17 protein-coding genes are annotated in these 14,791 nt (G+C 29.3%); 11 read left to right on the top strand and 6 right to left on the bottom strand.

Going from position 1 to position 14,791, the window contains the following annotated elements:
* Positions 1 to 2: 2 nt before the first annotated feature.
* The 4 genes from C7447_RS06095 to C7447_RS06080 are packed head-to-tail and all read right to left on the bottom strand — an operon-like array spanning position 3 to position 3,706.
* Positions 3 to 1,427: a CCA tRNA nucleotidyltransferase gene (locus C7447_RS06095; RefSeq protein WP_148869633.1), complete on the bottom strand. Its 1,425-nt coding sequence runs from the start codon at positions 1,425 to 1,427 to the stop codon at positions 3 to 5.
* A gap of 4 nt (positions 1,428 to 1,431) precedes the next feature.
* Entirely contained in the window at positions 1,432 to 1,986 is a 555-nt protein-coding gene (locus tag C7447_RS06090) for an L-threonylcarbamoyladenylate synthase (protein WP_148869632.1), read from the bottom strand.
* Positions 1,979 to 2,812: a zinc-binding alcohol dehydrogenase gene (locus tag C7447_RS06085; protein ID WP_148869631.1), complete on the bottom strand. Its 834-nt coding sequence runs from the start codon at positions 2,810 to 2,812 to the stop codon at positions 1,979 to 1,981. Before C7447_RS06085 ends, C7447_RS06090 begins: the two co-directional genes overlap by 8 nt.
* Positions 2,813 to 2,818: 6 nt before the next feature.
* Positions 2,819 to 3,706 carry an ATP-grasp fold amidoligase family protein gene (locus tag C7447_RS06080; protein WP_148869630.1) on the bottom strand — a complete coding sequence of 296 codons (888 nt, stop codon included), beginning with the start codon at positions 3,704 to 3,706 and terminating at the stop codon, positions 2,819 to 2,821.
* Positions 3,707 to 3,792: 86 nt separating this feature from the next.
* On the opposite strand from C7447_RS06080, the gene C7447_RS06075 reads away from it, so the two are divergent.
* Entirely contained in the window at positions 3,793 to 4,620 is an 828-nt protein-coding gene (locus C7447_RS06075) for a glycosyltransferase family 2 protein (RefSeq protein WP_148869629.1), read from the top strand.
* On the top strand, positions 4,620 to 5,705 hold the full coding sequence (locus tag C7447_RS06070; protein ID WP_148869628.1) for a glycosyltransferase: 1,086 nt from the start codon (positions 4,620 to 4,622) through the stop codon (positions 5,703 to 5,705). The genes C7447_RS06075 and C7447_RS06070 overlap by 1 nt, the downstream gene beginning before the upstream one ends.
* 34 nt (positions 5,706 to 5,739) lie before the next feature.
* Here C7447_RS06070 and C7447_RS06065 read toward each other — a convergent pair whose 3' ends face one another.
* Together C7447_RS06065 and C7447_RS06060 are read right to left on the bottom strand one after the other, a co-directional pair.
* Positions 5,740 to 6,510 (bottom strand): glycosyltransferase family 2 protein, encoded by a 771-nt coding sequence (locus C7447_RS06065; protein WP_246143028.1) that lies wholly within the window; start codon positions 6,508 to 6,510, stop codon positions 5,740 to 5,742.
* A gap of 86 nt (positions 6,511 to 6,596) precedes the next feature.
* Positions 6,597 to 7,412 carry a 2,3,4,5-tetrahydropyridine-2,6-dicarboxylate N-succinyltransferase gene (locus C7447_RS06060; protein WP_148869627.1) on the bottom strand — a complete coding sequence of 272 codons (816 nt, stop codon included), beginning with the start codon at positions 7,410 to 7,412 and terminating at the stop codon, positions 6,597 to 6,599.
* Between the two features lie 105 nt (positions 7,413 to 7,517).
* On the opposite strand from C7447_RS06060, the gene ruvX reads away from it, so the two are divergent.
* The 9 genes from ruvX to C7447_RS06015 all read left to right on the top strand — a co-directional run bounded on the left by ruvX (position 7,518) and on the right by C7447_RS06015 (position 14,698).
* The gene (ruvX, locus tag C7447_RS06055) at positions 7,518 to 7,928 is read left to right on the top strand and encodes a Holliday junction resolvase RuvX (RefSeq protein ID WP_148869626.1); all 411 of its coding nucleotides are present in this window, start codon (positions 7,518 to 7,520) and stop codon (positions 7,926 to 7,928) included.
* Positions 7,929 to 7,979: 51 nt separating this feature from the next.
* Positions 7,980 to 8,564, top strand: coding sequence for a peptide deformylase (gene def / locus C7447_RS06050; protein ID WP_148869625.1), 585 nt, complete (start codon positions 7,980 to 7,982; stop codon positions 8,562 to 8,564).
* A gap of 73 nt (positions 8,565 to 8,637) precedes the next feature.
* Positions 8,638 to 9,057, top strand: a complete 420-nt coding sequence (locus C7447_RS06045; RefSeq protein WP_148869624.1) for a DUF5606 family protein — start codon at positions 8,638 to 8,640, stop codon at positions 9,055 to 9,057.
* A gap of 3 nt (positions 9,058 to 9,060) precedes the next feature.
* Positions 9,061 to 9,840: a nucleoside triphosphate pyrophosphohydrolase gene (gene mazG, locus C7447_RS06040; protein WP_148869623.1), complete on the top strand. Its 780-nt coding sequence runs from the start codon at positions 9,061 to 9,063 to the stop codon at positions 9,838 to 9,840.
* A 72-nt stretch (positions 9,841 to 9,912) separates the two neighbouring features.
* A complete protein-coding gene (locus C7447_RS06035) occupies positions 9,913 to 10,641 on the top strand; it encodes an SDR family NAD(P)-dependent oxidoreductase (RefSeq protein ID WP_148869622.1) in 729 nt (242 codons plus the stop codon).
* A gap of 70 nt (positions 10,642 to 10,711) precedes the next feature.
* Complete coding sequence (locus C7447_RS06030) at positions 10,712 to 11,503, top strand: LytR/AlgR family response regulator transcription factor (RefSeq protein WP_148869621.1); 792 nt, start codon at positions 10,712 to 10,714, stop codon at positions 11,501 to 11,503.
* A gap of 111 nt (positions 11,504 to 11,614) precedes the next feature.
* Positions 11,615 to 12,862, top strand: a complete 1,248-nt coding sequence (locus tag C7447_RS06025; protein WP_148869620.1) for a sterol desaturase family protein — start codon at positions 11,615 to 11,617, stop codon at positions 12,860 to 12,862.
* 146 nt (positions 12,863 to 13,008) lie between these two features.
* On the top strand, positions 13,009 to 14,235 hold the full coding sequence (locus C7447_RS06020; RefSeq protein ID WP_148869619.1) for a hypothetical protein: 1,227 nt from the start codon (positions 13,009 to 13,011) through the stop codon (positions 14,233 to 14,235).
* A gap of 13 nt (positions 14,236 to 14,248) precedes the next feature.
* Positions 14,249 to 14,698: a hypothetical protein gene (locus C7447_RS06015; protein ID WP_148869618.1), complete on the top strand. Its 450-nt coding sequence runs from the start codon at positions 14,249 to 14,251 to the stop codon at positions 14,696 to 14,698.
* Positions 14,699 to 14,791: the final 93 nt, after the last annotated feature.

Here is a 14,791-nt window from a genome sequence, read left to right as displayed (position 1 = left end):
TTTTATGAATTTATTTTCAAACCTAAACTTTCCGCTTTTTCTAACATAAACTGATACGAGGCTTCGTGTTCATTCGGTATTTTACCATCTAAAATCGCTTCTTTAATTGCTTCTTTTAACTGACCAATTTCTCTACATGGCTTTAAATTAAAGGTTTTCATAATTTCTTCACCCGTAATAGGTGGTTGAAAATTCCGAACCCTATCTCGTTCTTCAACCTCTTTAATTTTAGACCTAACTAACTCAAAATTTTTATGGTATCTTTTAAATTTTTTAGGATTTTTAGTAGTTATATCTGCTTCACAAAGTGTCATTAAACTATCAATATCATCCCCTGCATCAAAAATTAAACGACGAACAGCAGAATCTGTTACTTCAGAAGCTAATACAATAGGTCTAGAGCTTAAGAGTACCATTTTTTGCACAAACTTCATTTTGTTATTCAATGGTAGTTTCAATCTTTTAAATAATTTATATACCATTTTAGAACCTACAAATTCATGAGCGTGAAACGTCCACCCTATAGTTTTATGAAATTTTTTGGTAGGTGCTTTACCAATATCATGTAGCAATGCCGCCCAACGTAACCAAACATCTTCTGTGTTTTGAGAAATATTATCTACCACCTCTAAAGTGTGGTAAAAATTATCTTTATGTTTCTGCCCCTCTACTTCTTCTACTCCTTTTAGAGCTATTAATTCTGGTATAATATCATTTAATAACCCTGTTTTTTCAAGATGTAAAAAACCAACTGAAGGTATTGGTGAAGCTATTATTTTATTCAATTCATCTACAATTCGTTCACGAGTAATGATATCTATTCTCTTTGCATTTTTTGTAATTGCATTTAAAGAGTTTTCTTCAATCTTAAAATTTAATTGTGTTGCAAAACGAATAGCACGCATCATTCTTAAAGGATCATCAGAATACGTTATATCTGGATCTAAAGGTGTACGTATAATTTTATTTGATAAATCTTGAACTCCATTAAAGGGATCAAGTAATTTTCCGAAGGAATCTTTATTCAAACTTAATGCCAATGCATTGATAGTAAAATCACGTCTGTTTTGATCGTCTTGCAAGCTTCCTGACTCCACTTCAGGGTTCCTACTATTTTGTGTATATGATTCTTTTCGAGCACCTACAAATTCAACTTCAACATCTTTATAGCGTAACATAGCAGTTCCGTAAGTTTTAAAGATTTGAATTTTGGGTTTCGTAGGAAGTAACTCAGCTACTTTTTCTGCTAGCTTAATTCCACTTCCAACAGAAACAACATCTATGTCTTTTGCATCTCCACGCTGTAAAATAAAATCACGTACAAAGCCTCCAATTACATAACTTTCTAGTTGTAATTCTTCATTTGCTTGTGTTATATATTTGAAAATTTCGGCAGATAAAGCCTCTTTATAAAATTGCTCTTGCATATACTTACTCTCGTAAAACAACAATATTATTGCCTTCTATTTTTAAAATGGTAGAAGATTTTGTTGTTACTCTTTCTTGGTGCAAATTTACCACATAATCTACGCTATTCAAAATAGCTTGTTCAATTTCTGAAAATGATTTTGGAGTTGGGTGTCCACTTAGATTTGCTGAAGTTGAAATTATTGGTTTTTTAAATCTTTTAATAAGCTTACGACAAAAATCATCTTGTACAATTCTTATAGCAACCGTATTATCCTCCTTTGAAATTGCATTAAAAGCAATTCCTTTAGGTTTTTGATAAATTATAGTTGTCGGTTTTTTTGATTTTCTTATTATTTCAATAGCTTTTCTAGGGACATAAACATACTTTTTAAGCATGTTTAACGAACTGACTAAAACAATTAAGCTCTTACTTTCTTCTCTCTTCTTAATTTTATAAATTTTTGCTACAGCTTCTTCATTAGTTGCATCACAGCCTAAACCCCAAACAGTATCTGTTGGGTAGAGAATGGCTTTCCCATTTTCTAAACTTTTTATGGACTCAACAATTTTATTCATTTTTTAATAAAATCTCTTTTAACTTAAAATGATTTGACAATGCTTCCCATTGAATTTCATTTTTGTTATTCTTAACATTTTCTTGTTTTAATGAAACTTTTTGCGATCCAATTACAGGTATGGGTTCTTTAGGTTTATTTTCTACTTCAATAGAAATTGTATTTTTTATTAAAGTCATTGCTTTAAACCACAAATCATCTGCTTTAGGTGCTAGTTTAAAAAACAAATCCTCATCATAAACTTTTTCCGGCATCGAGTTAGGTGGATATAAAACACCCCATGCTCCTAGTGGAAGCAAAATATTATTATGATTATGTTTCTCTTTAGACCTCCAATCTACAAAAGGTTTATAATTATTATTTTCATCAAACTTTATTTGTGTTGTTTTGTTCGCAATTACACAATTAGGATACTTAAGGTGTTCTTCGTATAAATTATTTAGATGATTATCTATATAAATAAAATCATCATCCGAAGTTATTATTGTTTTAGTTGGAAAAGCTTTTAAACTTTCAACTAATTTTAAATGCGGACAATCTAAACTAGAATATCTAATTTCAAAAAACTTCCCTTCCAAATTTTTTAACCTTTTAGGTATTTTGGATTTTAAATCTTTATGCAACCATAAAACAATTTTTTCTGGTAAAACATCTTGATATAATAAACCTTTTATAACAATATCTAATGTAGATAATCTCTGAATTATTGAGGTCATTGAAACAATAACGGGTAATTGTTTTTTATTTTTTGTTAACCCTTTAATCGATTTAATTCTCAAAATAGATGAATAATAAATTGATTTTGGTAATTCTTTAAAAAATTTCATTATGAATTAATATTTTGTTATGTATTTTTCTCCTTTTGGTATAATAGGTAACTCAAAGTAATCACCTATTATTTTATTGTACTCTTCAGGATAAAAGTCATCTCTTGCATCAGTTGGATAAAAAGTCATTTCTCCAAAATATGCTTGATTATTTACTGAATAAAAGTCAACTCTTACAAAAGGAAACTTATCTGCTAATTTTGTTGCTAAATTTATCAGCTCATCCAGATTTGATGGTTTTTCAATTTCTTTTTTATATTCTTTCTTCCATCTAAAAGGTAATTCTTTCCATTTTAAATCATAAAAATAGCGACCTAGAGTGTCCGATTGAGCAACTAAAAACTTCGGAGTTCCATCAAAACAATAAAATTTATAATCAATTAAATCTTTCGATACATCATCCTTTAAAAATTTTTCTATGACAATTCTTGGCTTTACATCTTTATAGGCCCATTCTAAACCTCCTCTGTAATACTGATTTTTTGTTAACCACTTTTTCATTAAAAAAATAGCCTTTGTTTTATTCAGTTTATTTTTATCTTCTACAACTAGGTTAAAATTACACCCATGAACTCCTTTTATAACAAACTTTTGGGGTAATTCATCAAAATTAACATCTAAAGGGCTTTCATAAACTCCGTAGCATTCATTTAAATATTTCGATCCTATTTTATCTTCAACGAATTCTCGAACAGCATATTTATCTACAAGAATATTAAGAATTTTTGGTCTAAAAAACACCTTATACCAAGATAGTTTTTGATTAAACTCTTGAGGGTTATCATAATCAAGTTTTTTTCCTGAATAATACTCATAATAATATTTAACATAATAGGGTTGCGGTAAAAACTTAAACGCTCTAACCATTTTTACCCATAATTTTCTTTTACTCATTTGTTTTACAAACGATTTAGTTTTCACGCCAAAAATAAGATTATTAAAATAATCATTATTATGTTTGCATATTATTTATTTCTTTTATGCAAACACCTACAATTTCTATTATAATAAGCACTTACAACTCAGTAGAATGGTTAAAAAAAGTCCTATGGGGTTATAACCAACAAACTTTTTTAGATTTTGAAATAGTTATTGCAGATGATGGTTCTAAAGAAGACACAAGAATTGCTATCGATATTTTAAAAAATGAAGTAAAATATCCTATTACACACGTTTGGCATGAAGATAATGGATTTCAAAAATCACAGATTTTGAACAAAGCAATAATTGCCTGTAAAACTCCTTATATAATAATGTCTGATGGAGATTGTATTCCAAGAAAAGATTTTGTTGAAGTTCATAATACAAATAAAGAACAAGGGTATTTTCTTTCTGGTGGATACTTCATGCTTCCTATGAACATATCAAATTTGATTTCTAAAAAAGATATTGAAAATCAAAATTGTTTCGATATCAAATGGCTCATAAAAAATGGTTTAAAAAAATCTTTTAAAAATAATAAGCTTACTGCTAAAGGCTGGGAACAAAAAGTTTTAAATTTTATTACTCCAACTAAAGCGACTTGGAATGGTCATAATGCTTCTGGTTGGAAAAAAGATATTCTTGCTATTAACGGTTTTGATGAACGCATGCAGTATGGCGGGCAGGATAGAGAATTAGGAGAACGCCTTTTTAATTTAGGTATTAAATCTAAACAAATACGATACAGTGCTGTTGTTATTCATTTAGATCACCCTCGCGGTTATGCGAATAAAGAAAGTTGGGAAAGAAATAGAAATATAAGAAAAGAAACTAAAACCCTAAAAACAACCAAAACAAATTTTGGTATTAAAAAAATAGAACGTTAATGAAAACCTGTGTATTATTTTGTCCGACGGATACTTGGGGTGGTGTAGAAAAAAATGTATTACTAAGGGCAAATTTTTTAACAAAAAAAGGATATACAGTATATGTAGTTATTCTTAAACATATGTTTGAGGAAAAATTCTTAGAATTTCCTAAAATTAAAATTATTAATGTAAATTCTCGTGGAGGAGATATCAATATGTTTGTAGTGATGAACTACGTTAAAATCTTAAAGAAAATAAAACCAGATATTGTTTTTTCTGCTTTAAAAAAAGATTGGTTTTTAGTATCTCTATCTGCAAGAATAGCAAGAGTTCCAAGGATATTACTGTACTTAGGTATTTATAGAAAAATTAAAAATAATATTAAGTATAAGTTCGTTTTTAATATTTTAAAACCAAAAGTTATTGTCAATAGCAACTCATTAAAAAATCATTTATTAAAAACAACTTCTTTCTTTAATTCTTCTAACTTGTTTAGGATTTATAACGGATTTGAATTACCTTTATTAGATGGGGAAAAATTAGATTTAAACAAAAAATTTAACTTACCTGATAATACTATATTTGTGGGATGTGCAGGAAGGCTAAGCCCTATGAAAGGGTTTGATTTACTACCCAAAATACTTAAAAATTTACCAGATAATATTCATGTAATTGTAGCTGGAGAAGGAAAATATGAAGAACAAATTAAAAATGAAATAAATAAAAGTAAAGAAGCTAAACGTATTCATTTTTTGGGGCACCTTTCTAACATCCATTTATTTTTTAGAAGTATTGATCTTTTTTTATTATGTTCAAGAAAAGAAGGTATGGCTAATGTTTTAAATGAAGCATTAAGTCATGGCTTACCTTCTATATCTACAAAAGTTTCTGGTAGTGAAGAGCTTTTAGGATATGGAAAATATGGAATTTTAACTGAAGTCGAAGATACAGAAGCGATGGCTAAAGGAATCCTACAAATTATTAATAAAGAGGTAGTTTTCGATAAAAATGATCTAAGAAAATGGATTAAAGATTCTTTTTCTATGAAGCTAATGGAAACTAAGACCGAGGAATTGTTTTTTAGTGATTTAAAAAAATTATAGATTTTAAAATTAAAATAAGTGATTCGTATAAAATCTAATTCCTGCTTTGTTTATTAATCGATTTTTTTTTCAATTCTAATAAGTTTGCATAACGCATAAAAACACCATAACTATGTAAATAGGATAATGTTAATCCTTTAAATCCATCTAAAAAACCTAATCGGATAACGAAATGAATAAAAAACCTAACGATAGGTTTTACAGTAAAGTGATAAATATTAATTTTATATCCTTTTTTGTATAAATCATATGCTTGTAATAAAGCATAGTGATTTAATTTTTGAATAAAATGATCTAAATTTTTAAAAGAAAAATGGTCGACTTTATTGATTAAATAACCTAAATCTCCTTTTGCTTCAATTACTTCATGAACAAGATATCCATTATATCTACAAAATTTTTTATTAAATAGCCTTACAACCTTATCTCTTTGATAACCTGTATAATTTATTTTTTCTCCTGAAAAATAAAAAATTCTTCGAACGTAAAATCCAACTTTATTTCTAGGTTCTTTTACAGTTTTTAAAATCTCTTCTCTTAATAAAAAATTTACTCTTTCATCAGCATCTAACACAAAAATCCAATTATGAGTAGCTTGTTGAATTGCATAATTTTTTTGAGAAGAAAAATCATCAAATTCTCTTTGAAGCAATTTAGCTGAAGATTGTTTAACAATATCAACCGTTTTATCAGTACTAAAAGAATCTATGACAATAATTTCATCGGCAAAAGAAACAGAATTCAACGCTTGTTGAATATTGTCTTCTTCATTAAATGTCGGAATTATTGCTGTTATTTTTATCAACACAAAAAATTTTGTCAAATATAATACACTCCCATAAAAAAACGCACAGATTTCTCTATGCGTTTCTTAATAATATCTTTTAACTTTTAAACTGCAACATCGTATTCACGAAGTGCATCATTCAAAGAAGTTTTCTTGTTCGTACTTTCTTTACGTTTCCCAATAATTAACGCACAAGGAACCTGATATTCGCCTGCAGCAAACTTTTTTGTATAGCTCCCTGGAATTACGACAGAACGAGCTGGAACTCTACCTTTCATTTCAATAGGTTCATCTCCTGTAACATCGATAATTTTTGTACTCATTGTTAATACGACATTGGCCCCTAAAACCGCTTCTTTTTCTACTCGTACTCCTTCAACCACAATACAACGAGAACCGATAAAAGCACCATCTTCAATAATCACTGGAGCTGCTTGTAAAGGCTCTAACACTCCACCAATACCTACGCCACCAGATAAATGTACGTTCTTACCTATTTGCGCACAAGAACCTACTGTAGCCCAGGTATCTACCATGGTTCCTTCATCAACATAAGCACCAATATTTACATAACTAGGCATTAAAATAGTTCCTGCAGAAATATATGCTCCGTGGCGAGCAACAGCATTTGGCACTACTCTAATACCTTTTTCTTTGTAATTTCTTTTTAATGGAATCTTATCATGATACTCAAAAATACCAGCTTCTAAAGTTTCCATTTTTTGAATAGGGAAATACAATACAACTGCTTTCTTCACCCATTCATTTACCTGCCAACCATCTGTAGTTGGCTCAGCAACACGTAATTCTCCAACATCTAATAAATCGACTACTTTTCTAATCGCTGTAATCGTTTCTTCTTGTTGTAATAATTCTCGGTTTTCCCAAGCATTTTCTATAATTGAGCGTAATTCTGTCATTTTAATTCAAATTTTAAACAAATATAATGGCTATAATAGTTTTGGCACAAATTTAGTTTACTAAAAACATAAAAGTTACTTTTGTAAAATATTAAACAAGTATAAATGGCACGCATTTTAGCGATAGATTTTGGTAAAAAAAGAACAGGAATTGCAGTAACCGATGAATTACAAATTATAGCGTCTGGATTAACAACTGTTAATACTGACGAAATTATTCCTTTTTTAAAAGATTATATCAATAAAGAAAACGTAGAGCTCTTTGTTGTGGGTAAACCCAAACAAATGGACAATACCGATAGCCAAAGCGAAGAACTAATTCTTCCTTTCTTAAAAAAACTAGCCAAGGAAATACCTTCAATACCAATGTATAGAGTTGATGAACGTTTTACTTCTAAAATGGCTTTCCAAACGATGATTGATAGTGGTTTAAAGAAAAAACAACGTCAAAATAAGGCTTTGGTAGACGAAATTAGTGCTACAATTATCTTACAATCGTATTTATATAATAAATAACTTTCAGCAAAAAGGCAAACTTTGTATTTTTGCATCCATTAAAATTTAATTATGATTTTACCAATTGTTGCCTATGGTGACCCTGTGTTAAGAAAAGTAGGGAAAGAAATAGATAAAGAATATCCACAATTAGAAAAATTAATTGCAGATATGAAAGAAACAATGTACAAAGCTTCTGGAGTTGGTTTAGCTGCTCCACAGATAGGTAAAGACATTCGTTTGTTCGTTATCGACGCATCTCCTTTTGCTAATGATGAAGACTTAGATGTACAAGAACGTGCCTTTTTAGAAGGTTTTAATCGTGTTTTTATTAATCCTCAAATTCTTAAAGAAGAAGGAGATGAATGGCTTTTTAATGAAGGTTGTTTAAGTATTCCTGATGTACGTGAAGATGTTTGGCGTCAAGAAACGATTACTATTGAATATCAAGATGAAGAGTTTAATAAACATAAAGAAGTTTTAACAGGTCTTGCCGCTCGTGTTTTTCAACATGAGTACGATCATATTGAAGGTGTTTTATTTACTGATAAACTTTCATCTTTAAAGAAAAGATTGATCAAAAAGAAATTAGAAAATATTTCAAAAGGGAAAATTAATGCAGAATACAGAATGCGTTTTCCTAATTTAAAAAGATAACTTAAAAACAATAACAAGATTAATTTAAAAAGTAAAGTCAAAGCTTTTAAATTCATCTTCAAAAATATTATATATGGATTTTAGTAAAATTATGGCCGTTGCTGGCAAACCAGGTTTATTTCAAATTTTATCTCAAACCAAAACAGGAGTAATTGTACAGTCGATAATAGATGGTAAACGTATGCCTATTACTGCTACTAATAATGTTAGTTTGTTAGAAAACATCGCTATTTACACATACGAGGAAGAAGTGCCTTTAGCCAAAGTTTTAAAAAATATAGCTGATAAAGAAAATGGTAAAGAAGCAATTTCTCATAAAGAAAGTGCCAAAGCTTTAACTTCTTATTTTTCTGAAGTGTTACCTGGATATGATGATGAACGTGTATATACTTCTAACATTAAAAAAGTAATACAATGGTATAATATTTTAGCAAATGCTGATTTTAATTTTGCTTCATTAACAGAAGAAGTAGCTACTAACGAAGAAGAATAGATTTTGAACTCTCGTAAACAGCAATTAGAAGCCTTGGATCGTTTGTTAACCATTATGGATGAATTGCGCGAGCAATGTCCGTGGGATAAAAAACAAACCTTAGAAAGTCTTCGTCATCTAACTATTGAAGAAGTTTATGAGGTAGGCGATGCTATTTTAGACAACGATTTAGAAGAACTCAAAAAAGAATTAGGCGATGTGCTTTTGCACATCGCCTTTTATGCTAAAATAGGTAGCGAAAAAAAGGCCTTTGATATTGCAGATGTTGCTAATGCTATTTCTGATAAATTAATAGACAGACATCCTCATATTTATGGTGACGTTGTGGTTGAAAATGAAGAAGAAGTAAAACAAAACTGGGAAAAACTAAAACTAAAAGAAGGTAAAAAGTCTGTTTTAGAAGGGGTTCCTAGAAGTTTACCTGCACTAGTGAAGGCAAATAGAATTCAAGACAAAGTTGCAGGAGTTGGTTTTGATTGGGAAGAACCACATCAGGTTTGGGAAAAGGTTCAAGAAGAACTTACCGAGCTTAACGAAGAAATTAAGAAAGGAAATCAGGAAAATATTGAAAAAGAGTTCGGAGATGTTTTGTTCTCTATAATCAACTACGCTCGTTTTATAAAAGTAAATCCTGAAAATGCTCTAGAAAAAACCAATAAAAAATTCATTAATCGTTTTCAATACTTGGAAGAAAAAGCAAGAGAAAACGGTAAACAACTCTCAGATATGAGTTTAGCTGAAATGGATGTTTTTTGGGAAGAATCTAAGAAATTCTTTAAATAATGTCAGGTCGAGCGGAGTCGAGACCTAAAAATAATCTCTCGACTCCGCTCGAGGTGACTAAAAATAGACATTATGAAAAAAATAGCAATCATTACTGGTGGTAGCAAAGGAATTGGAAAAGCATTAGCTGAAAAGTATGTTTCAGAAAATTATACTGTATATTCACTTTCGAGAAGTATTGTTGATATACAAAACGTTACTCAAATATCTGTTGACTTATCAGATACCAAAGAAACTACGTTAGCTTTTAAAAGATTGTTTGCTAATATCGATCTACAAAATGTTTCTTCAATTACACTCATTAATAATGCAGGTAGATTAGGTAAAATTGCAAATCTTGAAAACTTAGATTCAGAAGATATTACTAAAACAATTCTGTTAAACATCACTACTCCTCTCATTCTATCAAGTTTATTTATAAATCTTACTCAAGAACTAACTTGTAAGAAGCAAATCATCAACATTTCATCTGGAGCTGCTGTAAATCCGTATGCCGGATGGAGTGTGTATTGCACTTCCAAAGCTGCAATCGACATGCTAACTCGTAATATTACTGAAGAACAAAAAGAGATTGAAAACGGTGTGAAATGCTTCGGAATTAGACCTGGTGTAGTTGATACTAATATGCAAACTACGATTCGAAGTACAGATCCATCAGACTTTAAAAACTTGCAAAAGTTCATCGATTTAAAAGAAAATAAACAACTTTTTTCTACGGAGTATGTTGCTGAAACTATTTTTAAATTAGATACCGAAAATAGAATTAATAGTGGTAACATTATAGATATCAGAGATTTTTAAAAATTATTTCCGCTTGTTTTTTGGCTTTAAAAATTATACTTTTCGCATAACAAAACAAGTTATGTAATCAATGGTTACAAAAGGAATTCTCAACAATAATTATCGTTACTTAAAAGATTGGAAATCCAAAATTAAGGTAATGTTTATTGTGTTTTCTATTACCTCATTCATTATCTTGTTTTTAGAACCTTTTAAAACCGATGATAGTAGTAAATTCATTGTTTTAGGATATAGTATTTGTACACTAATTTCTTATTTACTTGTCCTTTTTTTCGAAGATTATTTATTCAAAAAACAACAACTATGGCTTGTTAAAAATGAAATAACTGTCTTTTTATCACTATTCATTTTAAGTGCTATTAGTGTTTACTGGTATGATGTAACCATTATTAAAAAGCAATCTTTTTATTGGAATCATCTTTTAGCATTCACTCTAAAAATTACTATTCCCTTTGGAGTTTTATTAATTCCTTTAATTGCTTTTTTAAGATATCACTTCGGAAAAATATATGAACTCCTAAATCAATATATAGTTACATTAAAAGGGAGTAACAAATCAGATTTTTTAGAAATAGATCAACGTGATATTTTCTATATAAAATCTTCCAATAATTATATTGAAGTAAAATATTTGAACAGTGAAAGAGAACCTCAAATGAAATTGATTCGTTGTACATTGGCTGAAGCTTATAAACAACTTCCCTTCTTTTTAAAAAGCCATAGAAGCTATTTGGTGAATCCAAATAAAATTAAATCTGTTGAAGGAACTCAAAAAAAAGCAACTTTACAACTTAAAAACTTACAAGAAGAGATTCCGGTTTCTAAATCGTATTACAACTCCATCAAATCGAAGATAAAATAGCGGGATTCATTTACCACAAATCAAGGGAATTTTACCACAAAACCTATTATAACTACATTCTTGATTTAAGAATTGAATAATTTTAAGCATTAATAATTCAATTTTACTTTTATGAATGTATATGCTTTTATCACTCCAATTGTCGTTATTCTCTTAGTTTTAGAAATAATTTATAGCGTTAGAGTGAAAAATGGAAAGTATCCGTTTCAAGATACTATCACAAATTTAGGAACAGGAATCGGAAATCAATGTATCAATTTAGGTGTTGCCTTTTTTGTTTATAAATGGTATGGTTGGTTGTACGAAATAACTCCATTCGAAATTCCGATTGTTTGGTATACATTAATCTTACTTTTATTATTACAAGATTTCGTTTTTTACTGGTTTCATAGAATTGGGCACACTATAAATATCTTTTGGGCAGCACATATGGCGCATCATTCATCAGAAGAAATGAATCTTTCTGTGGGAATAAGAGCTAGTTTCACACAACGTTTATTTCAGTTTTTATTTTTTGATTGGATCTTAGTCCTTATTGGTTTTAGTCCGGAAGCAGTCTATTCTATGGCTGCTGTACATTTATTATTAGCCTATTGGCATCATACAGCTGTAATTAACAAAATGGGATGGTGGGAAAAATTCTTTGTTACACCTTCTCATCATCGCGTACATCATGGAGTAAACCCTCAATATATTGATAAAAATTTCTCTGAATTTTTAATTATTTGGGATAAATGGTTTGGTTCTTTTGAAGAAGAAGTTGAAGAAGTTTGCTATGGTGTAACGCATCCACCAAGAACATGGAATCCTGTACATATTAATTTTCAGTTTTGGAAACAACTTTGGGATGACGCCAAAGAAACCAATTATGTTTGGGATAAAATAAGGGTTTGGTTTATGCCTTTAGGCTGGAGACCGAGAGATTTAGAGCCATATTTTAGTAATGGTAGAATTGGTTACACCAAAGCAGAACAAACAAAATTTGTGAGCAACCCAATGAAAAACTCTAAAAACTACTTAGTTGCTCAAGTTGGGATTGGGATTCTATTTTTATTCTTTACTATAAACCTTCAATTACCTTTAATTTATTGGCATAGAATATTGTTATCTATAGGTGTTTTTGGTATGATTATTAGTTGGGGAGCCATTTTAGAATCTAAGCGATGGGCTGTTAGTATAGAAGTCTTGAGAATCTTATTTATGGCTATTAGTATGGTATATGTATTACATGCAACAGGTATTTCTAGTTACCAAAACTGGACAACCATTGCTATTTGTTTCATTTCTGGTATTAGTATTTTATATTTTTCTTTAGTGGTCGCAAAATCGAAACAAGAAGTATTTGAGCAATTAGTATAGTAATTTTGGTTTGTTTTGTAACTTATTTTTATTGAACTTAGCGAATGACGAATATTCACAATTAAAACAGATGGATATTCCTTTCACCTGTTGTGGTTAATTTAGACCAACAAAAAAAGATAATTAACTTTAAATTAAAAAATCTAATGAAAAAACAAGAAATTTTCAACCTCTTTAAATTTGCTATTATTCCAATCTTGATCACAATTCTATTATCAAGCTGTGAAAAAGACAATGAATATATTAATATTTCAAATTCTTCAGAGAATAAGCTTTTGAACACTCTTATAAAAAGTACAAATAAAGATTCTATTTTTAAACCTAATGAGATAAAATGGAGTAAACTAAGAATTTATAGCACTGAAACAGGTTATTTTATTTCAATTCCTGCAATATCAGAAGATGGAAATAATAAAGGTAAAGTAATGTTTGAAATTATTGAAACAGCCATTTCTAAAAAATACCTTATATATTCTTTAAATTCATCAATAGTTAAAAACATAAATAACGGTTTGAATTTTGATACTCATGATTTATTAAACTATCTTAATAAGGAAAAAAATCAAAAATCACCTAATGTTTATAACAAATCATCTGATTTTCCAAATATGGGAAATGCCTGTGCCGCATGTCATTCTGGAATGTTAAGCTTTGAAGGTAATGAATTAGACGAAGTAATAATAGATGGAAGTAGTGGAGATGACTGGGCTAATGACCCCGACAATCCGATTAATGACCCTTGGGGGCAACCAACTCTTGGTGGTACGGTAACAGTTGGTACGTGGTCTTCAGGAGATGAAATAGTAGCAGGTCCTGATACCCCTATTAATGATGTTAACGATTTTTTAGATTGCTTTGACTCAGCTCAAGGTGCCACATTAACTGTATATGTAAATGAACCAAACCCAGGTAGTGGCGATACACACAATGGAACTTTTGTAGGACATACTTTTGTTTCAATACAACAAGGAAATAATGTTAGTACTTTCGGTTATTATCCTGTTTCAAATTATATATATCCCTCTATAAACAACTCTAGCTCAGCTGTTCTTGGTGATGACGGAAGTGGTAATGAAACTTTTTCAGCTAATATTTCAACAACTGTTACAGGTAATCAATTACAACAAATATTAGACGCATCAATTAATTTTAATGCAACATACCATTTAGACACTTATAATTGTACTGATTTTGCAATTGAGCTAGGAAATTTAGCAGGTATGAACTTACCTGAATCTAATGGAAATTGGCCTGGAGGTGGTGGTAGTAACCCTGGAACATTAGGTCAACATATTAGAAACCTAAATACAGCTAATAATATTTCGACAAATACAACTGGAGGTAATGCACCTGCAACCAATAAAGGATGTTAAAAAATAGATAATTATGAAATATACTATATTATTATTACTGACATTTTCATTTTGTAAAAATGATTTGAATTTCAATAAAAGATTAGTTGAATCATTTTGTGAAAAGATAATCTTAAATGACAATATTACTTTTTATGATACTACTAAGTATGTTAGATATTCTTCTGAATTTTTAGATAGTAAAAATAAACATGAAATTGTTATGAGTATCTTAAAAAATTTGAGAACACAATTATCAAAAAATAATAATGATTATGAAATAATTAATCATGAGAAACTTTTAAAAACAAATAATTTTAAAGTGTTAAAATTCTCTAATGAGTACAAAAAATTAAACACTTACCATTTAATTTCTAGAGACTCTATTATCACATCTTTTATTATAAGAGATAGAAAAATAATATCATTCTCTTACAATATTATTAAAAACATAGACCAAGTTAAAACACCTTTAATTTTGTAAAAGAGAACTATTTTGAATTTAGTTTCTGCACAATAAAAACTAACCGCAACAACCTATAAGCATAATAAGGGATTTATAAGCTAAAATTATAAG

Origin of the sequence: Tenacibaculum adriaticum, assembly GCF_008124875.1 — a bacterium.
GTDB classification, from domain to species: domain Bacteria; phylum Bacteroidota; class Bacteroidia; order Flavobacteriales; family Flavobacteriaceae; genus Polaribacter; species Polaribacter adriaticus.
Note: the sequence above shows the minus strand (reverse complement) of the source record. Positions and strands in the feature narration are given on the sequence as shown.

Excerpts from the sequence above, each read along its gene's own strand:
- C7447_RS06095 (WP_148869633.1), bottom strand. The coding sequence starts at position 1,427 with ATGCAAGAGCAATTTTATAAAGAGGCTTTATCTGCCGAAATTTTCAAA.
- C7447_RS06090 (WP_148869632.1), bottom strand. The coding sequence starts at position 1,986 with ATGAATAAAATTGTTGAGTCCATAAAAAGTTTAGAAAATGGGAAAGCC.
- C7447_RS06085 (WP_148869631.1), bottom strand. The coding sequence starts at position 2,812 with ATGAAATTTTTTAAAGAATTACCAAAATCAATTTATTATTCATCTATT.
- C7447_RS06080 (WP_148869630.1), bottom strand. The coding sequence starts at position 3,706 with ATGAGTAAAAGAAAATTATGGGTAAAAATGGTTAGAGCGTTTAAGTTT.
- C7447_RS06075 (WP_148869629.1), top strand. The coding sequence starts at position 3,793 with ATGCAAACACCTACAATTTCTATTATAATAAGCACTTACAACTCAGTA.
- C7447_RS06070 (WP_148869628.1), top strand. The coding sequence starts at position 4,620 with ATGAAAACCTGTGTATTATTTTGTCCGACGGATACTTGGGGTGGTGTA.
- C7447_RS06060 (WP_148869627.1), bottom strand. The coding sequence starts at position 7,412 with ATGACAGAATTACGCTCAATTATAGAAAATGCTTGGGAAAACCGAGAA.
- ruvX (WP_148869626.1), top strand. The coding sequence starts at position 7,518 with ATGGCACGCATTTTAGCGATAGATTTTGGTAAAAAAAGAACAGGAATT.
- def (WP_148869625.1), top strand. The coding sequence starts at position 7,980 with ATGATTTTACCAATTGTTGCCTATGGTGACCCTGTGTTAAGAAAAGTA.
- C7447_RS06045 (WP_148869624.1), top strand. The coding sequence starts at position 8,638 with ATGGATTTTAGTAAAATTATGGCCGTTGCTGGCAAACCAGGTTTATTT.
- C7447_RS06035 (WP_148869622.1), top strand. The coding sequence starts at position 9,913 with ATGAAAAAAATAGCAATCATTACTGGTGGTAGCAAAGGAATTGGAAAA.
- C7447_RS06030 (WP_148869621.1), top strand. The coding sequence starts at position 10,712 with ATGGTTACAAAAGGAATTCTCAACAATAATTATCGTTACTTAAAAGAT.
- C7447_RS06025 (WP_148869620.1), top strand. The coding sequence starts at position 11,615 with ATGAATGTATATGCTTTTATCACTCCAATTGTCGTTATTCTCTTAGTT.
- C7447_RS06020 (WP_148869619.1), top strand. The coding sequence starts at position 13,009 with ATGAAAAAACAAGAAATTTTCAACCTCTTTAAATTTGCTATTATTCCA.
- C7447_RS06015 (WP_148869618.1), top strand. The coding sequence starts at position 14,249 with ATGAAATATACTATATTATTATTACTGACATTTTCATTTTGTAAAAAT.